This is a genomic window from Borborobacter xinjiangensis, assembly GCF_047739745.1.
Lineage (GTDB): Bacteria > Pseudomonadota > Alphaproteobacteria > Rhizobiales > Rhizobiaceae > Pseudaminobacter.
In genome coordinates, this window is record NZ_JBLLVA010000001.1 from 281115 (window position 1) to 304121 (window position 23007).

Annotated in this window: 23 protein-coding genes and 1 riboswitch; of the genes, 10 read left to right on the forward strand and 13 right to left on the reverse strand. The window is 63.9% G+C overall.

Annotation, left to right across the window (positions count from 1 at the left end; translation table 11 throughout):
• Nucleotides 1-139 precede the first annotated feature (139 nt).
• The 5 genes from ACLKMW_RS01335 to cbiE are packed head-to-tail and all read right to left on the reverse strand — an operon-like array spanning nt 140 to nt 4619.
• On the reverse strand, nt 140-1453 hold the full coding sequence (locus tag ACLKMW_RS01335) for a cobyrinate a,c-diamide synthase (protein WP_415722569.1): 1314 nt from the start codon (nt 1451-1453) through the stop codon (nt 140-142).
• On the reverse strand, nt 1450-2232 hold the full coding sequence (gene cobA / locus ACLKMW_RS01340) for a uroporphyrinogen-III C-methyltransferase (RefSeq protein WP_415722570.1): 783 nt from the start codon (nt 2230-2232) through the stop codon (nt 1450-1452). Before cobA ends, ACLKMW_RS01335 begins: the two co-directional genes overlap by 4 nt.
• Before the next feature lie 10 nt (nt 2233-2242).
• Nucleotides 2243-3004 carry a precorrin-4 C(11)-methyltransferase gene (gene cobM / locus ACLKMW_RS01345; protein ID WP_415722571.1) on the reverse strand — a complete coding sequence of 254 codons (762 nt, stop codon included), beginning with the start codon at nt 3002-3004 and terminating at the stop codon, nt 2243-2245.
• Complete coding sequence (locus ACLKMW_RS01350; protein WP_415722572.1) at nt 3001-3387, reverse strand: cobalamin biosynthesis protein; 387 nt, start codon at nt 3385-3387, stop codon at nt 3001-3003. The genes cobM and ACLKMW_RS01350 overlap by 4 nt, the downstream gene beginning before the upstream one ends.
• A complete protein-coding gene (gene cbiE / locus ACLKMW_RS01355; RefSeq protein ID WP_415722573.1) occupies nt 3384-4619 on the reverse strand; it encodes a precorrin-6y C5,15-methyltransferase (decarboxylating) subunit CbiE in 1236 nt (411 codons plus the stop codon). Before cbiE ends, ACLKMW_RS01350 begins: the two co-directional genes overlap by 4 nt.
• 1 nt (nt 4620) lies before the next feature.
• Here cbiE and ACLKMW_RS01360 point away from each other — a divergent pair, with 1 nt between their 5' ends.
• A complete protein-coding gene (locus ACLKMW_RS01360) occupies nt 4621-5388 on the forward strand; it encodes a cobalt-precorrin-6A reductase (protein WP_415722744.1) in 768 nt (255 codons plus the stop codon).
• On the opposite strand, the gene ACLKMW_RS01365 is transcribed toward ACLKMW_RS01360, so the two are convergent.
• From ACLKMW_RS01365 to ACLKMW_RS01400, 8 genes are all read right to left on the reverse strand, one after another.
• Nucleotides 5352-6116, reverse strand: a complete 765-nt coding sequence (locus tag ACLKMW_RS01365) for a precorrin-3B C(17)-methyltransferase (RefSeq protein ID WP_415722574.1) — start codon at nt 6114-6116, stop codon at nt 5352-5354. The two genes, ACLKMW_RS01360 and ACLKMW_RS01365, sit on opposite strands and share 37 nt — an antisense overlap.
• Nucleotides 6113-6850 carry a precorrin-2 C(20)-methyltransferase gene (locus ACLKMW_RS01370; protein WP_415722575.1) on the reverse strand — a complete coding sequence of 246 codons (738 nt, stop codon included), beginning with the start codon at nt 6848-6850 and terminating at the stop codon, nt 6113-6115. The genes ACLKMW_RS01365 and ACLKMW_RS01370 overlap by 4 nt, the downstream gene beginning before the upstream one ends.
• Nucleotides 6847-7479 (reverse strand): precorrin-8X methylmutase, encoded by a 633-nt coding sequence (locus tag ACLKMW_RS01375; RefSeq protein ID WP_415722576.1) that lies wholly within the window; start codon nt 7477-7479, stop codon nt 6847-6849. The genes ACLKMW_RS01370 and ACLKMW_RS01375 overlap by 4 nt, the downstream gene beginning before the upstream one ends.
• Nucleotides 7466-8815, reverse strand: coding sequence for a precorrin-3B synthase (cobG, locus tag ACLKMW_RS01380; RefSeq protein ID WP_415722577.1), 1350 nt, complete (start codon nt 8813-8815; stop codon nt 7466-7468). The genes ACLKMW_RS01375 and cobG overlap by 14 nt, the downstream gene beginning before the upstream one ends.
• On the reverse strand, nt 8812-12165 hold the full coding sequence (gene cobN, locus ACLKMW_RS01385) for a cobaltochelatase subunit CobN (protein WP_415722578.1): 3354 nt from the start codon (nt 12163-12165) through the stop codon (nt 8812-8814). The genes cobG and cobN overlap by 4 nt, the downstream gene beginning before the upstream one ends.
• A 176-nt stretch (nt 12166-12341) precedes the next feature.
• A complete protein-coding gene (cobW, locus tag ACLKMW_RS01390) occupies nt 12342-13379 on the reverse strand; it encodes a cobalamin biosynthesis protein CobW (protein WP_415722579.1) in 1038 nt (345 codons plus the stop codon).
• Nucleotides 13376-13795 (reverse strand): DUF1636 family protein, encoded by a 420-nt coding sequence (locus ACLKMW_RS01395; protein ID WP_415722745.1) that lies wholly within the window; start codon nt 13793-13795, stop codon nt 13376-13378. Before ACLKMW_RS01395 ends, cobW begins: the two co-directional genes overlap by 4 nt.
• Nucleotides 13796-13837: 42 nt before the next feature.
• Nucleotides 13838-14043: riboswitch (cobalamin riboswitch) on the reverse strand.
• A gap of 2 nt (nt 14044-14045) precedes the next feature.
• Nucleotides 14046-15272 (reverse strand): winged helix-turn-helix domain-containing protein, encoded by a 1227-nt coding sequence (locus ACLKMW_RS01400; RefSeq protein WP_415722580.1) that lies wholly within the window; start codon nt 15270-15272, stop codon nt 14046-14048.
• A gap of 348 nt (nt 15273-15620) precedes the next feature.
• Between ACLKMW_RS01400 and ACLKMW_RS01405 the strand changes: the two genes are divergently transcribed.
• The 9 genes from ACLKMW_RS01405 to ACLKMW_RS01445 all read left to right on the forward strand — a co-directional run bounded on the left by ACLKMW_RS01405 (nt 15621) and on the right by ACLKMW_RS01445 (nt 22964).
• Nucleotides 15621-15986 carry an NADH-quinone oxidoreductase subunit A gene (locus ACLKMW_RS01405; RefSeq protein WP_415722581.1) on the forward strand — a complete coding sequence of 122 codons (366 nt, stop codon included), beginning with the start codon at nt 15621-15623 and terminating at the stop codon, nt 15984-15986.
• A complete protein-coding gene (locus tag ACLKMW_RS01410; RefSeq protein WP_415722582.1) occupies nt 15977-16558 on the forward strand; it encodes a NuoB/complex I 20 kDa subunit family protein in 582 nt (193 codons plus the stop codon). The genes ACLKMW_RS01405 and ACLKMW_RS01410 overlap by 10 nt, the downstream gene beginning before the upstream one ends.
• 5 nt (nt 16559-16563) lie before the next feature.
• Complete coding sequence (locus tag ACLKMW_RS01415; RefSeq protein WP_415722583.1) at nt 16564-17166, forward strand: NADH-quinone oxidoreductase subunit C; 603 nt, start codon at nt 16564-16566, stop codon at nt 17164-17166.
• A gap of 53 nt (nt 17167-17219) precedes the next feature.
• A complete protein-coding gene (locus tag ACLKMW_RS01420; RefSeq protein ID WP_415722746.1) occupies nt 17220-17579 on the forward strand; it encodes a four helix bundle protein in 360 nt (119 codons plus the stop codon).
• 63 nt (nt 17580-17642) lie between these two features.
• Nucleotides 17643-18833, forward strand: coding sequence for an NADH-quinone oxidoreductase subunit D (locus ACLKMW_RS01425; RefSeq protein ID WP_415722584.1), 1191 nt, complete (start codon nt 17643-17645; stop codon nt 18831-18833).
• Nucleotides 18833-19807, forward strand: a complete 975-nt coding sequence (locus ACLKMW_RS01430) for an FkbM family methyltransferase (RefSeq protein ID WP_415722585.1) — start codon at nt 18833-18835, stop codon at nt 19805-19807. The genes ACLKMW_RS01425 and ACLKMW_RS01430 overlap by 1 nt, the downstream gene beginning before the upstream one ends.
• 21 nt (nt 19808-19828) lie before the next feature.
• Nucleotides 19829-21091: an NADH-quinone oxidoreductase subunit E gene (locus ACLKMW_RS01435; protein WP_415722586.1), complete on the forward strand. Its 1263-nt coding sequence runs from the start codon at nt 19829-19831 to the stop codon at nt 21089-21091.
• A 10-nt stretch (nt 21092-21101) separates the two neighbouring features.
• On the forward strand, nt 21102-22406 hold the full coding sequence (gene nuoF / locus ACLKMW_RS01440; RefSeq protein WP_415722587.1) for an NADH-quinone oxidoreductase subunit NuoF: 1305 nt from the start codon (nt 21102-21104) through the stop codon (nt 22404-22406).
• A gap of 27 nt (nt 22407-22433) precedes the next feature.
• On the forward strand, nt 22434-22964 hold the full coding sequence (locus tag ACLKMW_RS01445; RefSeq protein ID WP_415722588.1) for an NADH-ubiquinone dehydrogenase: 531 nt from the start codon (nt 22434-22436) through the stop codon (nt 22962-22964).
• The last annotated feature ends 43 nt before the right edge of the window (nt 22965-23007 follow it).

Sequence of the window (23007 nt, forward strand, 5' to 3'; positions counted from 1 at the left end):
CCGCAGGATTTGCCGCTGGCGGGGCGCCCGCGGCGTCGGCCGGACTTGGCCGATAGCCCACATCGGCCGGCACCGCCCTCCTGGCGGATCGCCACGCCATCGAACAAACAGAACTGCATCCGTATAATCCTGAAAGGTTCTAACCTCTGGCGATGGCATGGAAGAAAGTGCCGGTGACATGCCCGCGCCGCCCGCCGGCCGCGCCGAGCGGATTGCCCTGACCGTCAGCGAGGTCGGTCAGCTTCTCATCATTTCCGGGCGTGGTTATTTGCGCGTAGTGGAATTCATGGCCGCGTATGACATCGCTGGCGCGCCCGAGCGGGCAGTTGGAAAGAAGCCTCGCCTGGCGATAGCCGAGATTCATCCTGCGCTTGGCAAAGCTTGTCGAATGGCCGAGCAGCCCGAGCATTTCATGCCTTACGCCGTCGGCATCCTCAAGCGCCTCGCCAAGCACCATGAAGCCGCCGCACTCGCCATGGACCGGGCGTGTCGTGGCGAATTCCTGCATTCCAGCCCGGAAATTGCCGGCCGAAGCCAGCTTTCCGGCGTGGAGTTCCGGATAGCCGCCCGGTAGCCAGCAGACATCGCAATCATCGCGCGGCGCTTCATTGGCGAGCGGCGAGAACGGCACGAGTTCAGCGCCTTCATTGCGCCAGTGCATGGCGATATGCGGATAAAGGAAGGTAAAGGCGGCGTCGTTGGCAAGTGCAATGCGTTGTCCGGGCGGGTTGAGCGCGTCGGAAAAATCCGCGTCCGAGGGGGCGAGCGGCGCCATCAGCGAAACGATGGCGTCGAGATCGAGCGAGCGCTCGGCCATGTCGGCAAGGCGGTCGAGGTGGGCGATCATGTCGGCATGTTCAGAAGCCTGGACGAGGCCGAGGTGACGTTCGGGCAGGGTCAATGAAGGGTCGCGCAAGATGGCGCCGACGACGGGCAGGCCGATCTTCTCGACCGCCTCTCCGGCGAGACGGCGGTGCCGCTCGCTGCCAAGACGGTTCAGGACGACGCCAGCGATGCGTACATCCGAGTCGTAAGTGGCAAAACCCTTGGCGATTGCGGCCGCCGTCTGGGACTGGCCTGACACGTCGAGCACCAGAAGCACCGGCAGATCATAGAGGCGGGCCAGATCGGCGGCGGAACCGGAACGGCCGAGGGTGCCTGGAATACCGTCAAACAGACCCATTGCGCTTTCGACGACGAGCAGGTCGGCGTCCGATGCCGCACTCGCGGCGAGCGCATTGAGCAATGGAGGCGACATTGCCCAACTGTCGAGATTGACCCCCGGCAGGCCCGTTGCGACGTGGTGAAAGCCGGGATCGATATAGTCGGGACCCGACTTTGCTCCGCGAGCGCGGATGCCGCGGCGGGTCAGTGCGCGCAGCATGCCGATGGTGACACTGGTCTTGCCGGAGCCGGAGCGTGGTGCGCCGATGATGAGGCCGCGCGCCGTCATGAGCCACCCATGAGTTCGGCCCGCACGGAGACGATGTCGCCTACCACGATCAGCGCCGGCGACGAGATCTCCTGGGCGGCGGCCTGAACCACGATGTTGCCCAGTGTTGCGATGAGCACGCGTTCCTGCGGCGTCGTCGCCGCCTCGATGATGGCGACCGGCGTATCTGCCGCGCGCCCGCCTTCCAACAGGGCGGCGGCAATGACCGGCAGCGTCTTCATGCCCATGTAGACGACGATCGGCTGGCCGGTGCGGGCAAGGGCGGCCCAGTCGAGGTCGTCATCGTCGGCGGTGTGGCCGGTGGCCAGAATGATCGCCTTGTTGATACCGCGCATCGTGGCCGGAATGCCGTTTACCGCCATGGCGCCGAACGCCGAAGTCAGGCCGGGCAGGACACGCACCGGTATTCCTTCGCGCGCCAGCGCCAACGCTTCCTCGCCTCCGCGCCCGAAAACGTAAGGGTCGCCGCCCTTGAGACGCAGAACGCGCCGCTTTTCCCGCGCCAGCCGCAGCAGAAGGGCATTGATGTCTTCCTGCTTCATGGAAGGTCTGCCGCCGCGCTTGCCGGCGTAGAAAAGCTCGGCGCCTTCGGCTACCGCGACGACAGCGGGCGAAACGAGCGCATCATGCACCACGGCATCGGCCTGGGCGAGTGCGGCAAGCACGTCGAGCGTCAGGCAGCCAGGGTCGCCCGGACCGGCGCCAGCCAGCCAGACATGGCCGGGCTCAAGCTGCGGCGGCTGATGGTTCAGGCGGGCGAGGGCTTTTTCGAGCATCATTGATTTCGTTTCACAGGCCGCGCCCTCGGAAGCGGCGTTGATAATAGGCGTCGTAAAGCGAGCTTTCGCGGAAGTCCTGTGCGGCGAGGCTTCGCCCGACGAAAATAATGGCGGTGCGCTCGATCGGGTCCGCAGCGAGTTCGGAGGCGATAGTCGCCAAGGTGCCGCGAATCACGCGCTCGTCCGGCCAGGAAGCGTGGAAGACGATCGCTACCGGACAATCGGCGCCATAAAGCGGCGTCAGTTCGGCGACGATTTCGTCGATGGCGTGGATCGCCAGATGGATGGCGAGCGTGGAGCCCGTCTTGCCAAAGGCGGAGAGGGTTTCACCCGGCGGCATCGGTGAGGCGCGGCCAGAGACGCGGGTGAGCACCAGCGACTGGGCAAGTTCGGGAATAGTCAGTTCGCGGCCAAGTGCTGCCGCAGCCGCGGCGAAGGCCGGAACGCCGGGCGTCATCGTGTAGGGGATGCCATGGCGCGTAAGCCGGCGAATCTGTTCGGCGACCGCGCTCCAGACCGACAGGTCGCCCGAATGGAGCCGCGCCACGTCCTTTCCGGCTGCGTGGGCGGCTACATACTCCGCCTCGATCTCATCGAGCGACAAGGGCGCGGTATCGACAAGCCTGGTATCCGGGCCGCAATAGAAGAGCATTTCGGCCGGCACGATCGAACCGGCATAGAGGCAGACCGGGCAGCGCGCCAGAAGATCGCGGCCGCGAACGGTGATGAGGTCTGCCGCACCTGGACCCGCCCCGATGAAATGGACCGTCATTCGACCTCTCCACTGATGGCGAGCGCGCAGGTAACCGAATCGAGAAGGAGGCGAGGCCCGAGCAGGCGCGCCCCTTCGCCGGCGGCGGCAAGCGCTGCCGCTTCCGAGACCGACGCTACTCCGGTCAGCGTCAATGAAAGTTCCGAGCGGCTGGGCGTCTCGGTTCCCGCACGCGCCAAATCGGTGTCGTCGACGATGATGAGAGGAAGCCCGAGCTGCCGCGCCGCCGAATGGATAGCGGTCTCGTCGCGTTTCAGGCTGGCGGTCGCCAAACCGCCCAGGCTCGACAGATCGAGCCGGTATTCGGCGAGCGCCGCGCTTATGGCGCTCAGCACCTGCTGTTCGCTTACGCCCTTGCGGCTGCCGATGCCCGCGAAGATCATGGCTTCACCCACGACCATTGCGTGACCGGCATGGCAGGGCGCCAACCCTGCATGGAGCCGATGGGCGCGGCGCGCGAAACCGCCATGCGGGTGAGTTCGCCGCCCAGTCTGGCGTGCAAGGCAAGCAGCAGCACCTCCATTTCGAGCGTCACGGCATTTGCGACCAGCCGCCCGCCCGAGGGCAGGGCGTCGATTGCCGCATCCATGACACCCTGATCCGTGCCGCCACCGCCGACGAAGATCGCGTCAGGTTTTTGAAGCCCGGAAAGAGCCTCGGGAGCGCTGCCTTCGACTATGAGGAGACCCGGCACGCCGCAGGAAGCCGCATTGCGGCCGATGCGGGCGGCGCGCTCAGGCGAAGCCTCGATCGCGATCGCGCGCAGCGATGGATCGCAGAGCATCCATTCAATGGCGATCGAGCCGGAGCCAGCACCGACGTCCCACAGCAATTCGCCGCGCCGCGGTGCGAGCGTGGAAAGCGTCACGGCGCGCACTTCGCGCTTGGTGACCTGGCCGTCATGCTCGAACAGATCGTCAGCCATGCCCGTCGTGAGCGGCAGGATCCGCGCTTCAGGCGTTGATTCCACTTCGATTGCCAGAACGTTGAGCGGATTGATGTTTTTCTCCGAGAAAGTCACCGCGCGTACTGAGACCAGCCGCTCCGAAGGGCCGCCGAGCGCTTCCAGGATGGTCAGCCGCGACGGGCCGAAGCCGAGTTCGGACAGGAGGTGCGCGATGGCGGCCGGGCCGTCGCCATCCGAGGTCAGCGCCAGGATGCGGGCCCTTGGATGTAGCAGCGGGCAGATCAGGTCGATCGGCTTGCCGTGCAGCGAAATCGTCTGCACGTCGGCGAGAGACCAGCCGAGACGCGCAGCAGCAAGGCTGAACGAAGATGGCGCGGGCACGACATGCATCTCGTTGGCCGGCACGTGGCTCGCCAGAGTTGCGCCGACGCCGTGACAGAAAGGATCGCCGGAGGCGAGCACGCAGACGCGTCGCCCCCGCAACTCCAGCACGGCGCCCATGCCGGCATCGAATGGCGACGGCCAAGGCTGGACTGCGCCATGCACAAGCTGTTCCACCAGCGCCAGATGCCGCCTGCCACCAAAAACCGTTTCGGCTTCCGCAATGCGGCGCTTGGCCTCGTGGCCAAGACCTTCTACACCGTCTTCACCGATGCCGATGATGCTGAGCCAGCGTCCGGCCTCGGCGGATTCGCGCTCAGCAGGCATGATGGCACACCGGATTCTGATACTTGGCGGAACCACTGAGGCCCGGCAGCTTGCCGGAAGGCTGGCCGGTCGCACCGATGTTGCGGTGACGCTGTCGCTCGCCGGCCGTACCGTCGATCCAGTCGTGCTGCCGGTGCCGGTACGTCGCGGCGGTTTTGGCGGCGCACAGGGGCTTGCCCGCTATCTCAGCGACGAGCGCATTGATCTGCTGGTTGACGCCACGCATCCTTACGCGGCCGGCATTTCGCGCAATGCCGCGGAGGTGGCTTCCGTCGCGGGCGTCTCCATAGTTGCCCTGCGGCGCCCGGCCTGGATGCCGGTGCCAGGCGACCGCTGGACGCTGGTCGAGAACGGCGCGGGCGCGGTCGCGGCGCTCGGGGAAAAGCCGCGCCGGGTATTCCTGGCGCTCGGAAGGCAGGAGATCGCGGATTTCGAGGCTGCGCCGCAGCACGCCTATGTCATTCGCAGCGTCGATCCAGTCGAACCGCCGCTGAATTTGCCGACCGCCACCTATATCCTGGCGCGCGGGCCGTTTCGCGAGGAAGATGAACAAGAACTTCTGACCAGCCAGCGCATAGATGTGGTTGTGGCAAAAAACAGCGGCGGGGCAGCCACTTACGGCAAGATCGCCGCTGCGCGCGAGCTCGGCATCGAGGTCGTTCTGTTGCGCCGGCCGCAACTGCCGGAGGTTCCAGCAGCAGCCAGCGTCGCGGAGCTTCTGGACTGGATCGATCATTGGCTGGATTCCGTCGAAAAGCGCGGTGTGTAGACCAGCGGAGGCTTGTGGGCGCGCTCGACAATGCTGGTCTCGGGCGAGCCGATCATGACGCAGGTGGCCATGTCGGCTTTCGCCGGATCGGCTTGCTCAAGCTTTACGATCTCGATTCGTTCGTCGGGCCGACCGGCAGCACGGCCGAAAATGACCGGCGTGTCACCCGGCAAATGCCGCCGCAATATTTCGAAGGCGCTGCCGAGCTGCCAGGGCCGCGCCTTGCTGATCGGATTGTAAAGCGCGATCACGAAGCCTGCGCTGGCCGCCGCTTCCAGCCGGCGCTCGATCACCGCCCAGGGTTTCAGATTGTCCGAAAGCGAAATGGTGCAGAAATCATGGCCGAGCGGCGCGCCGATGCGGGCCGCAACCGCCAGCATCGCAGTGACGCCGGGGATAATCGTCAGATCGATGTCGCGCCATTCGACAGGGCCTTTTTCGATCGCCTCGCAGACCGCGGCGGCCATGGCAAAGACGCCCGGATCCCCCCCCGAGACCACAGCGACTTTCGCACCCTCCGCTGCCCTTTGCAGCGCTGCATTGGCTCGCGACAATTCCTCCCGATTGTCGGAGGCGATGCGGGTCTGGTCCGGCCGCAATTCCAGCCGGTCGACATAAGGCCCGTAGCCGAAGAAGAATTCGGCCTCGGCCACCGCATGGCTGGCCTCCGGTGTGACCTGGCTGGCATTACCGGGTCCGAGCCCGATGACGAAGAGCTGTCCGCTCATGGCCGCCCCTCCCAGCCGGGTACCAGCACGATGGCGAAATAGGGGGCGCTGTCGTCGCGTTTGTCGGAAAGCTTCATGGCCGCGGTGTTTTCCATCGTGCCGCGCTCGACATAGACGGCGCGGTCGAGCTTGCCGGATGCTCGCAGCGCGCGGCGAATTTTGGGCAGGTTGCGGCCAACCTTCATGATTACCGCCGCGTCGGTGTCGGCCAGCCGGCGCGTCATCTCGAATTCGCTCATCGTGCCGGGCAGCACGCTCAGCACATCGTCGCCTTGCACGATCGGCAGGCCGGTCTGCGACCAGCAGCCCGACATGGCCGTAACGCCGGGGATCACTTCGGTCGGGAAATGCTGCGACAGGCGGACATGCAGATGCATGTAGGACCCGTAGAACAGCGGGTCGCCCTCGCTAAGCACGGCGACAGTCCGGCCCGCCTCCAGATGTGCGGCAACAGCGCGGGCCGACTCCTCGTAAAAAGCGCTGATCGCCGATTTATAGTCGGCGTGGCTCCTGTCGATTTCAGTGGTAACCGGATAGAGCAGCGGCAACTCGATGATATCAGGCTTCAGATGCTCGGAAATGGTGGCGCGCGCATTTCCGTTACTGCCGCGCTTGGCGAAATGCGCGAGCACATCGGCCTCGCGCAGCGCCCGCACCGCTTTCAGCGTCAGCAATTCGGGGTCGCCGGGGCCGGTGCCGACGCCGATCAGGCGGCCTTTGGGCTGGATGCTCATAGGCCAGGCCTCGCCAGCGCATTGATAGCGGCGGCTGTCATGGCGCTGCCGCCGAGGCGGCCGCGCACGATGGCGTAGGGCACGCCGTAGGAGTTTTCAGCCAGCGCGTCCTTGGACTCGGCCGCACCCACGAAGCCGACCGGCATGCCGATGATGGCTGCGGGCTTCGGGGCGCCATCACGCAGCAATTCAAGCAGATAGAAGAGGGCCGTGGGCGCATTGCCGATGGCCACGACCGACCCCGCCATGCGGTCCTCCCAGAGCTTGATGGCGGCGGCCGAGCGGGTGTTGCCGATCTTTCTGGCCAGGGCGGGCGTCCGCTCGTCGCGCAGGGTGCAGATCACTTCATTGTCGGCGGGCAGGCGGGCTCGGGTCACGCCGCGCGCGACCATTTCGGCATCGCAGAAGATCGGCGCGCCAGCCTTCAGCGCCGTGCTGGCAGCTTCCACGAAGCCGGGCCCGAATTCAAATTTGTCAGCCGCCTCAACCATGCCGCAAGCGTGAATCATGCGCACGGCGACGTCCGCCTCGGCAGCGGAGAAGCGGGTAAGGTCGGCTTCGGCGCGAATGATGGCGAAGGAGCGCTCGTAGATCGCGTCGCCGTCGTGGATGTAATCATATGCGGACATTGTCACCTTGCTGAAAAAACGCGGCGATCCGGGCACTGCCGAGGCGCGCGAGACAGGTTGTCGGGGTTTCGCCGGAGCGGCGTTCCTTGCGAAGTGCAGCGGCCATCCGGCTAAGGCCGGACACCAGCGTCTCGCTGGGTGCATCTACTATTGGAGCGCTTCTGGCTGTTGCGGAGAAAACGAGCCCGACGCGCCCATTTTCGCCGCCGATGAGGGTAAACGGGGCAGTGCCCGGATGGGCGCAGCCTTTCGCGCAACCGGAGACGTGAAGGAAAAACGCGGCGTCGAGCATGTCGCCGGATCCACGAGCGATTTCCTCGGCGATATTGCGGGCCGCGATATGGCCCGAGGCGCATGCCGGTGCGCCGGGACAGGCCATGATCATACGGCGTGGATCATCGGCATCGACGATGAAGCCCAAAGACGCCGCGATCCGCTGAAATTCGGCGCAGGCGGTGCTTGAAAGGCCGAGCACGAGCAGTGCCCGTTGCTGCGCGAGCCGGATTTCCACGGCGCCCAACGATGTGGCCTGGCGGCATAGACTTATAAGCGCATTTGCATGCACGCTGCCGAAGGGCAGACCAACGCCGACAACAGGTTTTCCGTGCGCGCCGGCGAGAATTCCGATTGGAGAAGACGAGGTTAGTGCCGGATGCTTATTTCTTGATTCATCAAGCCGGGGCGGGCACTCAGCCATCGCTCGCATCTGCGCCGACGAGAGATCGCGGGCGCGGGCCTCGTGCCCCCGCTCTGCGATGGCCCGCAAGATCGCGAGAGCTGCGTCGCAGGCGTCATCCTCATTGAGCGTGCCAAGGCAGGCAGCGGTACTCGCGTCGCCGGCAACGGCAAGCAACCAGCTTCGATCGGCGAGCGCGACAAGCCTGACATCGGCTTGCACGGTGTTCATGGTCAGTTGGCCGCCGCCATCAACGACCACGGAAACCTTCGGGCCTAACTTATTTTCGAGACCGGACGTCTCGATGGCTTGGCGGATACGCTCGACGAGCGCAACGGGATTGCTGATCTCCTGCGGGTCGAGCCCGGCCAGTGGTCCGGTTTCGGCCGGAACACCGGTCCGGACCGCAATGCCCAGCATATCGACCTCCGCAGCCAGCAATGATGCGCTTTGCGCCGTCAATCCGCGAATCTGCAGGCTGCCGCGCGCCGTCACCTCCACAATGCCGTTGCCGTGGCGGAGAGCCGATTCGCCGAGTCCAATCAGGATATTGGGGGAAAGTCCTCCAGCGACGGGATTGAGGCGCACCAGGAGCCCATCGCCGGTATGCATCGGGCGGGACAAGGCCGGACAGGCGCCACGTCGGGAAAAGGCGCTCACGCTGCTTCCTCCAACGCCTCGGCCTCTGCAATCAGGCGCGCCAGGTCATCGTCTATCGAGTTGCGCAGCGGGTGCCAAAGCCCGCGACGGCGCGCGGAGGCCAAGCGCTGCGCTATAGCCTTGGCCGCCGCCGGATTTTCCTGCAGCAGGAAGGCGCGGACTGCCTCGTCGCCCAGATAGGCGTCGTGAACGGCCTCGATCAATGCGCCGGGAATCGCTTCTGTCGTTTCGGCGAAACCGACAAGCCTGTCGACGGTTTCGGCAAATTCGGAGGCGCCGCGCGGGCCGTGCCGCATCTGGCCCGCGATGAAGCGCGGATTGACGGCGCGGGCGCGGACCACGCGTGACACGGCCTCGGTTATCGAGCGCGGTCGCGGGTTTGCCGGATCGGTGGTGTCGAGGACGATGACGTCGGCATTTTTTCCCAGCGCTGCGACGGCTGCGGAAAAGCCGCCGATGAAGGCGACATCGGCCGAGCCCTCCAGGATGTCGCGGCCGGGATCGTCGCCCGTGTGGACCAGCAGATCCGCCTCGGCAATGCGCGCCGCAAACGCGCCTGGCGCCGAAATGCCTTCGCCTTCGGCACCGCCATAGGCGTGCGAGGTGGCATTGAGATATGCGTGGCCGAATTCTTCCCGATTGGCCCATCCGCCGCTCGAGAGCAGGTCCTCCAGTCCGGCGCCATATGTGCCGGGCGAGGAGCCGAAAATGCGCGAAGGCGCCTTGCCGGTTGCGCGCATATCCGCCGCGAGAGGGTTTTCCGACTCGTCTTCTTCGCGTGCGGCAATGGCTTTCACGGCCGCGTCGATGAGAGCGATCTGGGTCGGAAACATGTCGCGGAAGAGGCCCGAAATGCGCCAGGTGACATCGACGCGCGGCCGCCCGACCGCTGCCGGCGGCAGCACTTCGATGCCGGTGACGCGTCCCGTCGATGCATCCCATTGCGGACGGCACCCCATCAGGAACAGCCCCTGCGCAATTTCCTCGCCGCCGGTGCGCAGCGAGGCGCTGCCCCAGAGATCGATGACCAGAGAGCGCGGCCAATCGCCATGGTCTTGAAGGTAGCGGCGCAGCACCTCTTCGGCTGCGGCGCGGCCGAGGTCGAACGCGGTCGGCGTCGGCATGGTGCGCGGGTCTGCAGTGAACAGGTTGCGGCCGGTCGGCAGAACGTCGGTGCGACCCCGAGCAGGCGCCCCGGCGGGTCCGGCATGGATATGACAGCCGTCGAGCGCGGCAATGAGTGCGCTGCGTTCGCTCTCGGCACTGCCGCGGCGCATCGGGTCCGGCTCGTCGGTTGCCGCGCGGCCATATATATGCAGGCCGTCCTTGATGGTGAAATCCTTGAGGTCGCAAAGCCAGGCGTCGATGCGGCGCAGCGCTTCGTCGGGCGCATCGGTGCCCGCCACGCCGGCCTCGGTGGCTAAGCCAGTGCTGGCGGCGGTTTCGACGATCAGTCGCGCCAACCGGTCGCGACGGCGCCGATCGAGCCCGTCGGCCTGAGCATATTCGTCGACCAGCCGCTCCAGTTTCTGCTGATTCTCATCAAGCCCGGCCTGCGTTAGTGGTGGCGGCAGGTGACCGAGGGTGACAGCGGAAATGCGACGCTTGGCCTGCGCCGCCTCGCCGGGATTGCTGACGATGAATGGATAGATCACCGGCAGCGCGCCGGTGACGATTTCTGGAAAACATTCACCGCTCAACGCAACTGTCTTGCCCGGTAGCCATTCCAGCGTGCCATGCGCGCCGACATGCACCAGCGCGTGGCAACCGATACCCTTTTGCAGCCAAAGGCCGAAGGCGAGCAGCGCATGACGCGGCGGCAGCGATGGATCGTGATAGTCGGCGCGGCGATCCGCCGAGCGCCCGCGATCAGGTGCAAGGGCGACGGTGACGTTGCCGAAAGTCGCCGCGCGAAAGCGAAAGGTGGATTGCTGCGTGTCCCGAACTGCGTCGCCCCATGCCGCGTTTACGGCATCGATTGCGTTCGTGGGAAGCTTTAGGGCGAACGTACGATAGTCGTCCAAGGCAAGCGCGTGATCGGAAGCATCCAGTGCCGTCAAAAGATCACGAGAGCTTTCCGGAATCTTTTCAACAAAGTAGCCTTCGGCCTTCAGGTCGTGCAGCATGGCGAGCACGCTCGAGGGCACGTCGAGGCCAACCGCGTAGCCGATGCGGCCGGGGGCGCTCGGATAGTCCGGAATGAGGATCGCGATCTTTCGCGTGGCGCGCGGTTCTTTCTGCAGGCGGATGAAGGCTGCAAGGCGGTCGGCGGCCCGCGCGATGCGGTCAGGCTCGGGCCGATTGGCGAAGGCCTTGAATGCCAAGGCGTTGTCCGCTTGCGTTTCGGCCTTGAAGGAGACCGCACCTGCCATGATGCGACCGTCAAGCTCGGGCATGACGACATGCATGGCAAGGTCCGCGGGCGCAAGTCCGCGCTGGTTCGTCGCCCAGGCTTCGCGGCGGGTTGTGGCGGTGATGACCTGGAAGACCGGCACGCTGGCGCGGTCGAACACCGTTTCCACGCCGGGCTCGGCGCCTGTGGCAAACGCCGTGGCGGTAACGATGACGCTCGGCGAAAGAGACCTGAGTGCCGGTTCGACGAAACCGAGCGAGGCCGGATCCTTCAGGCTGGAGACGAAGATCGGCACTGGCGCCATGCCGCGCTCGCGCAGCGCTTCGACAAGCGCGTCGATAGGCGCCACATCGGCGGCAAGCAACATGGAGCGATAAAAGAGAATGGGAACGACCGGCGCGCCGACCGCCAATCGGGGGGAGGCCAGAGGTGCGGTCACGACGCCGGATTCCGGGTCGTAGAAGCCGGCCTTGGGGACATTTACCGGCGCGACCGGCGCCACCTCGCTGCCGGCAAGCGCCGCCAACTTGCGCATGACGCCGCTCATATTGGCAGGACCGCCCTCACGGAAATAATCGAGTAGATCGTCCAATTGGTCGCGGGGCAGGGTAGAGCACTCGATCAGCCGCAGATCCTGGTCGCGGCATTCGCCGGGCAGTAGCGCGAGGCGGATGTCGTTCTCGCGGCAGATGGCGGCGAGCCGGTCGCAACCATAGCGCCACCAGTCGTAGCCGCCGAGAATGCGGACCAGGATCACCTTCGCGTGGCTTGCGACACTGTCGATCCACAGATCGACCGACATGGGATGGCGCAGGTCGCGAAGCGCGGCCAGCCGCATCGACGGCAGTGTGTCGGCATTGACCCTCCACGCCGCTGCCAGCCCCGCCAGATCGCTGTCGGTGAAGGAGAGCGCCACGATATCCGCCGGCGCCTGCCGCAAATCGACCGGCTCGACCAAATCGTCGAGGGAGGCGGATGCCGTGGTTAATATGTGCATGGCGAAATTCGCCCGTCGGAAATTGGAGATCGCCCCCTCACCAGCTCGCTGCGCTTGCCACCTCTTCCCGAGGGGAGAGGAGACGCAGCGGCGATGGCTTCCTCTTCTCCCCACTGGGGAGACGGTAGCCGGGAAGCGACCGGACGAGGAGAAAGAGGAAGCATCTCCAGTCTACCTCAGTTCACCAGGATGCGCTCGATGGCTTGCCGATTGAGACCTTTCAACCCGATCACGACAAGACGCGAGCGGCGGTCGTCCGCCGGGGTCCAGGCGCGGTCATAATAATGGCTGACGCGCGGGCCCACCGCCTGAACCAGAAGCCGCATCGGCTTGCCGCTGACATCGACGAAACCCTTCACCCGCAGGACGTTTTCTTCTTCGGCCGCAGCCGTCACCCGCGTGGCGAGATCGTCCGGGTCGGTAATCGCCGGCAGTTCGACGATGAAACTGTCGAAGTCGTCGTGCTCGTGGTCGAGCATTCCGTCATGATGGGTCTTGCGGTTCTCGATGTCGTCTTCCACGGCAAGCCCGAGGCCGAGCATCACCGACGGGTCAATCGCGCCCTGCGCGGTCGGCACCACCTTCACCGCGCGGCCGAGATGTTCGCCGATAAGCGTGGTGGCGCGCGCGCTGCCCGCTTCGTCGAGCAAATCCTTCTTCGACAGGATCACGAGGTCGGCGCAGGCAAGCTGGTCCTCGAATACCTCCTCGACCGGATCGTCGTGATCGATGGAATCGTCGGCGCTTCGTTGCGCTTGCAGCGCATCCAGATCGGACGCGACCTTGCCGTCTGCCAGAGCCGGGCCGTCGACCACGGCCACCACGCCATCCACGGTGACGCGGCTACGGACCGAGGGCCATTGGAACGCCTGAACAAGCGGCTTGGGCAAGGCGAGGCCGGACGTTTCGATGATGATGTGGTCGACCTTCGGTTCCAGCGCGAGAATTCGGTCGAGGGCCGGCACGAAGTCATCGGCGACCGTGCAGCAGAGGCAGCCATTGGCGAGTTCCAGGATGTTTTCCTCAGGGCAGGTGTCGACGCCGCAGCCCTTCAGGATTTCACCGTCAATGCCGATGTCACCGAATTCGTTGACGATGAGCGCGAGACGCTTCCCGTTTGCGTTCTGCAGGATATGGCGGATGAGCGTCGTCTTGCCCGAGCCGAGAAAGCCGGTGACGACGGTGCAGGGAACACGGGTCGCGGACGTGGTCATGAGGGGTCCTTCAACAGATCGAGGGGAGGGATGCGCGCGACGAGACCGCGCTTGAGACTGTCAGGCCGGCCGCGCCATGGCAGGACGCCATCGGTCGAGGCCGCAAAGAGGCTGGCTCCGGCAATCAGGTCCGGGCCGCTGTCGGGTGTCAGGTCGCCGAAGACATAGCTCCAGGAGCCGTCCCGCAGAATCGCCGCGCTCAGGCGCCGCTTGCAATTGCCCAGGCATTGAACCTGCGTGACGCGGATGTCGGTTCGATCAGCGGCCTGTGCGGTCGCCACGCCGAGGCGTTCGCCGGCGGTAGGGCGAACGTCGGACCCTTGCTCGTCGCGGCAGGAAGAACAGACCACCACGGTGACGCCGGCACCATTGCCATTGTCGGCGTATTCGGCCCGCGCCGCGGGGTTACCGTCGATTTTCACTCGGCGTTCTCCTTGCCCGGGGCACCCGCCGGACTGTCGGATTTCATGCTGACGGCAGGTCTCCTGGCTCGCGGGTCGTCGCCTCGTGCCGCCTTCCCGGGACATTCCCAGTGGCTGTCGGCCTTCGGCTATTCGCTTACAGTTGCGGGGACAGCTGCGGATTGGAAGCCTTCCGGTTTCGCACCGCATTCCCTCTTAGCCCCTCCCTTTGCGGAGAGGGGACCGTCTTGGCTGAACTTAGGCGTTAGCGCATCAGCGTGTCAACGCGCCGCTGCGACATGATTATGTCGGCCAGCGCCGGACCGAGATCGCCGGCGGGCACGATCTCGATGCGCTCAAGGCCAAGCCAATCCTTCATCAGCCGAAGCTCCTCGCATAGAGCTTCCGCCGTATGGGCGGGCGCGAATGGCTCGGCATAGGCGGCAAGCACCCGCAACACGCCCATGGGCCGATCCGCCTTGACGTCGATGCGCGCAACCAGCCTGTCGCCGAGCAGGAACGGCAGCACATAGTAGCCGTATTGGCGCTTTTGCGCCGGCGTGTAGATTTCGATGCGATAGCGAAAGCCGAACAGCGCCTCCGTGCGCGACCGCTCGAAGACCAACGGGTCGAAAGGAGCGAGCAGCGCGCGTGCTTCCACCTTGCGCGGGATGCGCGCGCCGGCATGAAGGTAGGCCTGTCTGTGCCATCCTTCCACGCGCACCGGCAACAGCTCTCCGGCTTCCACCAGTTCCCCGATCCGACCTTTCATGTCGGCAGACGAAAGCCGAAAATAATCGCGCAGGCATGGTGCCGTGACGATGCCGTGGGCGCGGGCGGCAATGCGCAGCAGTTCGCGGTGCGCTTCGGCGGGCTGCGGCGTCGGCAGCGCAAGGATGGAGGGAGGCAACACGCGTTCGGGCAGGTCATAAACGCGTTCGAAGCCGCGCCGCGAGGCGGTGGTGAGGCGGCCCGCCCAGAACAGCCACTCGAAAGCGTGCTTGGCGTCGCTCCATCCCCACCAGCCGCCGGCGCCCTTCTGGCCGTCAAGCTCGGAAGCCGCAGTCGCGCCACGCGAAACCACCTGGCGATAGATGTCTTCAATATAATCCGTTCGCGCGCGGCCCCATTTCGCGAGGCCACCATACATCTCCTCACCGTTTCGAGCGCGCTCCATACGCCAGCGCATCAGGGGCTGGGTTGCGACGGGCAGGTAGGACGCCTCATGCGCCCAGTATTCGAACAGAGAGCGCTTTCTCGACATTGCCGCATCGTCCAGAACGGAGAGCGGATAGGGACCCAGCCGCGAAAACAACGGCATGTAGTGCGCGCGCACGACCGCGCTCACCGAATCGATCTGCAGCAGGCCGATGCGCGAAATCACTCGCGAAAGATGGCGCCGGCCGATCAGTGCCGCAGGCCGCGGATCGGCAAAGCCCTGCGCCGCAAGCGCCACGCGCCGGGCGGTTGCGGCGGAAAGCTTTTCCCTCATTGTGAAACGAGCCGAAAGAACGTCAATGCGGATGACCCAAGGTAAGCACGAAGGTTCGGGAGGTCAGTTTATCAATATTTGCAATAAAAACTGTCAGGAGAAAAAGTGGAGTTAGATAGGAAGGAATTCAAGTGCCCGTAGCAGCGGGGCAATTTCGGGAAAAGCCATTGGTGCAGCGGCTTGCCTGGCAAGGTTTGACTTGCTTCGCAGAGTTGGCTGCGCTAACCCTTCGCCGCGTTGCAACATGGTTTTTCGGCACCGCTTGACAGGGCCAAACTGTCGCGGGTTCGCCGGCTCGACTGGATGCTAATATGGAGCACGGTCGATAGCCAACGGAAAGTTTGGAGAATGAACGAGCTGCTGAGTTCATACCTTCCTATCGTGATCTTTGTCGGGGTCGCGCTGGTGGTCGGCCTTGCTCTGGTCGTCGCGCCCTTCATCATCGCCTATCGCAATCCCGATCCGGAGAAGCTGTCGGCTTATGAATGCGGCTTCAACTCGTTCGATGACGCGCGCATGAAGTTCGACATCCGCTACTATCTCGTGGCGATTCTTTTCATCATCTTCGATCTTGAGGTCGCGTTCCTGTTTCCGTGGGCAGTTTCCTTCGGCGAGGTCGGCATGCTCGGCTTCTGGTCGATGATGGTCTTCCTCGCCGTTCTGACCATCGGCTTCATCTACGAGTGGAAGAAGGGGGCGCTGGAATGGGATTGACCGACATGCCTCGCGCCCTTGTTGCCGAAAAGCCCAGGGGCATCATCGATCCGAACACCGGCAAGCCGGTCGGCGCGGATGATCCGTTTTTCCGCGACATCAATGGCGAACTCTCCGACAAGGGCTTTCTCGTCACCTCGTCCGAGGCGCTCATCACCTGGGCGCGCACCGGCTCGCTGATGTGGATGACGTTCGGGCTTGCCTGCTGCGCTGTGGAGATGATGCACATTTCCATGCCGCGCTATGATGCCGAGCGGTTCGGCATCGCGCCGCGCGCCTCTCCGCGCCAGTCCGACGTGATGATCGTCGCCGGGACGCTGACCAACAAGATGGCGCCGGCCCTGCGCAAGGTCTACGACCAGATGCCGGAGCCGCGCTACGTCATTTCGATGGGCTCGTGCGCCAATGGCGGCGGCTACTATCATTATTCCTATTCGGTGGTGCGCGGCTGCGACCGCGTCGTGCCGGTCGACATCTATGTGCCCGGCTGTCCGCCCACCGCCGAGGCGCTGCTCTACGGCATTCTTCTGCTGCAGAAGAAGATTCGCCGCACCGGCACGATCGAGCGGTGAACCCAATGAGTGAAGCCCTCATGGATCTCGCAAGCTATCTTGCCGAAAAGCTTGACGGCAAGATCGGCATGCCGGTGCTTGCCTATGGCGAACTCACGGTGCCGGTCGAGGCCGGCAATATCGTCGATGTCGCAGGATTCCTGCGCGATGACGTGCGCTGCCAGTTCGTGTCGATGATCGATATTTGCGGCGCCGACTATCCGGCGCGAGAGAAGCGATTCGATGTCGTCTATCATCTTCTGTCGCCGCGCCAGAACCTGCGCATTCGGCTCAAGGTCATGACCGACGGCGAGACGCCGGTGCCATCGATCACCAGTGTCTATCCCGGCGCCGACTGGTTCGAGCGCGAAGCTTATGATCTCTATGGCATCCTGTTTTCAGGTCATCCGGATCTTCGCCGCTTGCTGACGGACTACGGTTTCGAAGGTCATCCACTGCGGAAGGATTTTCCGCTGACCGGTTTCGTCGAGGTGCGTTACGACGACGAGGCCAAGCGGGTCGTCTACGAGCCGGTGGAGCTCAAGCAGGAATTCCGAAATTTCGACTTTCTGTCGCCATGGGAAGGGACGGACTACGTTCTGCCGGGCGATGAAAAGGCGAAGCAGTAAAAAATAGCGAGTAGAGAGTAGCGAATAGAGGAAAAGGAGGCAGAACGACGACGATCAACTCTTACAGAGACCTTATTGTCTGGAAGAATGCGATTGATTTGGCGGTCACGTGCTATGCCGAAACCAAGTCGTTTCCAAATAGTGAAGCCTATGGAATGACTTCCCAGATCAGACGTGCCGCAGCGTCCATCGCAGCCAATATCGCCGAAGGACATGGACGCGAGCATACCGGATCGTTCATCCAATTTCTTCGCGTCGCGCAAGGGTCGCTAAAAGAGTTAGAAACGCATTTGATCCTGTCCTCACGTGTCGGATTGATGAATGGCGAAGTGGCCGCGTCCTTGACCGAACAGTGTGAGGAAATTGGCAGGATGTTGCGTTCCTTGATTCGAAGTCTGCAACAAAAGCAATGACAATGATCCTTCTTCCCTATTCGCTATTGCCTATTCGCTATTGGCTCGCTGAAAGCGCATTCCATGGCTGAAACCTCCGTCCGCAATTTCAACATCAATTTCGGCCCGCAGCATCCGGCGGCACACGGCGTTTTGCGCCTCGTGCTGGAGCTGGACGGCGAGATCGTCGAGCGCGTCGATCCGCATATCGGACTGCTGCATCGCGGCACCGAAAAGCTGATGGAGCACAAGACCTATCTGCAGGCGGTGCCCTATCTGGATCGGCTCGATTATGTCGCGCCGATGAACCAGGAGCATGCTTTTGCGCTGGCCGTCGAGCGTCTGCTCGACATCGAGGTACCGAAGCGCGGCCAGCTGATCCGCGTTCTCTATTCCGAGATCGGCCGCATCCTGTCGCATCTGCTCAACGTGACGACCCAGGCCATGGACGTTGGCGCGCTGACACCGCCGCTCTGGGGTTTCGAAGAGCGCGAAAAGCTGATGGTGTTCTATGAGCGTGCGTCCGGCTCGCGCATGCATGCCGCCTATTTCCGCCCCGGCGGCGTGCATCAGGATCTGCCGCAGCAGCTTGTCGAGGACATCGGCAAGTGGATCGACCCGTTCTACAAGACGCTCGACGATATCGACGTTCTGCTTGCCGACAACCGCATCTTCAAGCAGCGAAATGCCGATATCGGTGTCGTTTCGCTCGAGGACGCATGGGCCTGGGGCTTTTCGGGCGTGATGGTGCGCGGCTCGGGCGCGGCCTGGGATCTGCGCAAGAGCCAGCCCTACGAATGCTACGCCGAACTCGACTTCGACATTCCGGTCGGCAAGAACGGCGACTGCTATGATCGCTATCTGATCCGCATGGAGGAAATGCGGCAGTCGGCGAAGATCATGCGACAGTGCGTCGACCTGCTTCTCGGCAAGGAGGGCGCCGGTCCCGTGTCGAACCTTGACGGCAAGGTGGTTCCGCCCAAGCGCGCCGCCATGAAGCGGTCGATGGAAGCCTTGATCCACCATTTCAAGCTCTACACCGAAGGCTTCCATGTGCCGGCGGGCGAGGTTTATGCCGCCGTCGAGGCGCCGAAGGGCGAGTTTGGCGTCTACCTCGTTTCCGACGGCACCAACAAGCCCTATCGCTGCAAGCTGCGGGCGCCGGGTTTCGCGCATCTCCAGGCCATGGATTTCATGTGCAAGGGCCACATGCTGGCCGACGTCTCCGCCGTCCTCGGCTCTCTCGACATCGTCTTCGGCGAGGTCGATCGCTGATGCTCAGGGCCGTCCAAAGCGATATCGTGATCGATGCGCAAACCGGCCGCGTGGAAGGCGCGCGGGCCGGCGAGCGCGTTGCGATCCATTTCCTGCGGATGGCTTTGCAAGCGTTGATGCCGTTTCACAATTTCGGCTTCTCCTACATTGCCCGCGCAACCCGCGGCCTGCTGCCCAGCACTCGAGCCATGGTGTTCGCGCTGGACTCTGACAGCCGCATGCGTGTGCGCTATTGCGATGCGTACTGGTCGACGCTGCTTGCTCCGAATTATCCGTATGAGCCGTCGATACGTGCCCTTCTGGCGGATTCGCGCGACGTCGGCTACGGCTTCATCGACGGCGGCGCCAATCATGGCTTCTGGTCGATACTGGCGAGCGGAAAGCGGGCAGGCTCCAAGCCTTGCGTCGCAGTGGAAGCCGCTTCCGATACGTTCCGCTACCTGGAGGACAACCGTCAGATCAATGGCGAACGGTTCTCGGCATTGAACAAGGCGATCGGCGCGACCAGCGGCGAGCATGTGCGCATCTACGGGGCCAAGCATGAAGCGCGGTCCACCGTCGCACCCTCGACAGAGGCGGTGCCCATCCTCGATTGCGAAACAATAACCGTGGACGACATCTCCGCCATGCCCGATTTCGACGGATTGGAGAAGTTCGTCGTCAAGCTCGACGTGGAAGGTGCTGAAATCGCGGCCTTTTCCGGCGCATCTCGACTGTTGGGCCTGGACACCGCCTTCGTCTATGAAGAGCACGGTTCGGATAGCGCTCACGAGGTGACGCGCCACGTCCTCGAAGCTTTGAAGCTTCGCGTGTTCTGGCTGGGGAAAGGCAAAGCCAGGGAAATCCATTCGCTCGATGAACTCGACCAGATCAAGAAGTCCCGGCGCTTCGGCTACGACATGGTCGCCAGCCGCAGCCCGTTTTGGATCGAACGGCTGGAGAGGCTTGTCGGCACGTCGGCGACACAGCATTGACGAGCGGGACCTGAGGAAAAAATGACAGTTCGCAGACTAGCCGCCGCCGAAGTCCAGCCCGCAGCTTTTGCCTTCAATGCTGCGATGAGCGCCGAGGCCAAGACCTGGATCAAGAAATATCCGGAAGGCCGCGAGCAATCGGCGGTGATCCCGCTGCTCATGCTTGCGCAGGAGCAAGAAGGTTGGGTGACGAAAGCGGCGATCGAACATGTCGCCGAGATGCTCGACATGCCGCTGATCCGGGTGCTGGAGGTCGCGACCTTCTACACGCAGTTTCAGTTGCAGCCCGTCGGCACGCGCGCGCATGTTCAGGTCTGTGGCACCACGCCATGCATGTTGCGCGGCGCGGGCGACCTGATCGAGGTCTGTCGCAGCAAGATTCATCCCGAGCAGTTCCACACCAATGATACCGGCACTCTTTCGTGGGAAGAGGTGGAGTGCCAGGGCGCATGCGTGAACGCGCCGATGGTGATGATCTTCAAAGACGCCTATGAGGATTTGACGCCGGAGCGCCTGGCCGAGATCATTGATCTCTTCGAGGCGGGCAAGGGCGGTAGCGTGATCCCTGGTCCGCAGGTGGACCGCGTCTATTCCGCGCCGCGGTCCGGACTGACTTCGCTGCTTGACGAAAACGCGGTGCTGAAATCCACCCGTGATAGGAAAGCGGCACTTGCGGCCGCGTCGGCAGATGAGGGCACCTCGCTTCCGCCGTCTCGGGCCGCCAAGCCGAAAACCCACGCGGCGGAAACCAACAACGCGGTGAAGTCGCCGTCTCCGGTCAAGTCGGGTACGAAGGCAGAGAAGTCGACAAGTGCTTCCGCACCCGTTGTCGACACTTTAGCCGCCAACAAGGCGGAGCCTGCCGTGGAGGCGGTTTCCAAGCAGCGCAAGGGCGCTGCGGCCAAGAGCGAGCCGGTAAGCGCCTACAAGGCGCCCGAGCGACTGAAGGGCGAGCCGGTGGGTGCGGCCTCCAAGAAAATCGAGCCGGCCAAGCCATCGCTGACCGACAAGAATCGGCCCGCGGGGATCGAGCGGCCGGAGACGATCGACGATCTCAAGCTGATTTCGGGTATCGGACCGAAGAACGAGGCCATCTTGCACTCGCTCGGCATCTTCACCTTCGCTCAGGTGGCCAGTTGGAAAAAGGCCGAGCGCGAGTGGGTCGACAATTACCTGAATTTCAAGGGCCGCATCGAACGCGAGGACTGGAACAAGCAGGCCAAGGTACTCGCCAAGGGCGGCGTTGCCGAATATATCCGCGTCTTCGGCAAGAAACCGGTCTGAGGGACGAAAAATGCTTCAGGACAAAGACCGCATCTTCAACAATATTTACGGCCGCTTCGACAAGTCGTTGAAGGGTGCCATGGCGCGCGGCCATTGGGATGGCACCGCCGGACTGATCGCCAAGGGCCGCGACTGGATCATCAACGAGATGAAAGCCTCGGGGCTGCGTGGACGCGGCGGCGCGGGATTCCCGACCGGCCTCAAATGGTCGTTCATGCCGAAGCAGAGCGACGGCCGCCCCTCCTATCTGGTGGTCAATGCCGATGAATCGGAGCCGGGCACCTGCAAGGACCGCGACATCCTGCGGCATGATCCCCACACGCTGATCGAGGGCTGCCTGCTTGCCGGCTTCGCGATGGGCGCGGTTGCGGCGTATATCTATGTGCGCGGCGAGTTCATTCGCGAGCGCGAGGCGCTGCAACGGGCAATCGACGAGGCCTATGATGCCGGTCTGATCGGCAAGGGCAACAAGAACGGCTACGATTTCGAGGTCTACGTGCATCACGGCGCCGGAGCCTATATCTGCGGCGAGGAAACCGCGCTCCTGGAGAGCCTCGAGGGCAAGAAAGGCCAGCCGCGCCTGAAGCCGCCTTTTCCCGCCAATGTCGGTCTCTATGGCTGCCCGACCACGGTCAACAATGTCGAGTCGATCGCCGTGGCGCCGACGATTCTGCGCCGGGGCGCGGCCTGGTTCTCGTCGTTCGGAAGGCCGAACAATGTCGGCACGAAGCTTTTTTGCATATCGGGCCACGTCAACAATCCGTGTACCGTCGAAGAGGCGATGTCGATCCCGTTCCGCGAACTGATCGACAGGCATTGCGGCGGCATTCGCGGCGGCTGGGACAATCTTCTGGCGGTCATTCCGGGAGGCTCATCGGTGCCGTTGGTGCCGGCCGCGCAGATCAAGGATGCGCCGATGGACTTCGACGCGCTGCGCGACCTGAAGTCGGGACTTGGCACGGCCGCCGTCATCGTCATGGACAAGTCCACCGACATCGTGAAGGCAATCGCGCGGCTGGCCTACTTCTACAAGCATGAGAGCTGCGGCCAGTGCACACCGTGCCGCGAAGGCACCGGCTGGATGTGGCGGGTGATGGAGCGGCTGGTGCGCGGCGAGGCGCAGAAACGTGAAATCGACATGCTGCTCGACGTCACCAAGCAGGTGGAAGGCCACACCATCTGCGCTCTGGGCGACGCCGCTGCCTGGCCGATCCAGGGCCTGATCCGGCACTTCCGACCGGAGATCGAGCGGCGCATCGATGAATTTACCCGTAACGCGCACCGGGCGAGCCCAGTGCTGATGGCCGCCGAGTAGCGTTTGTAGCAATCGCCTGGAAGTGAGATGAAGAACGACCCGACATTCGACATGCCGAGCGACATGGCCAGCGCCGTCAACCTGATCGCGCATCCGCTTGCCGGTGCTGCGGCAATGACAGCGCTTGGTCTTGGCCTTGCAAGCCAGACCATCGGTGTGTGGATGGGCGCGATGGCGGGCATGGCGCAGGCATCGCAGCAGGTCTTCTCTTCATTGGCCGACGAAGCCGGGGTAGCGGCACCCAAGGCGGCCATGAGCGCGAAAAGGTCGCGGCCGGCGCTGAAGGTCGTGAAACGGGAAGCGGGCGCCGGATTCAGCCGTCCGACGTCGATCGACCGACCCGATGCACCCGACGATCTGAAGGCGATTTCGGGCATCGGCCCCAAGCTCGAACAGGTGCTGAACGGGCTTGGTGTCTGGACCCATTCGCAGATCGCGGCGTGGGGCGCGCGCGAGGCCGGTTGGCTTGACGACTATCTGGGTCTTCAGGGCCGCATCGATCGCGATGGCTGGGTGGCCCAGGCGGCGCGGCTGGCGACGGAAAAGACGAAACACTGAACTGGACCGGCCGGAGCAAAACCCGGCTGGAGAATTGCGGACG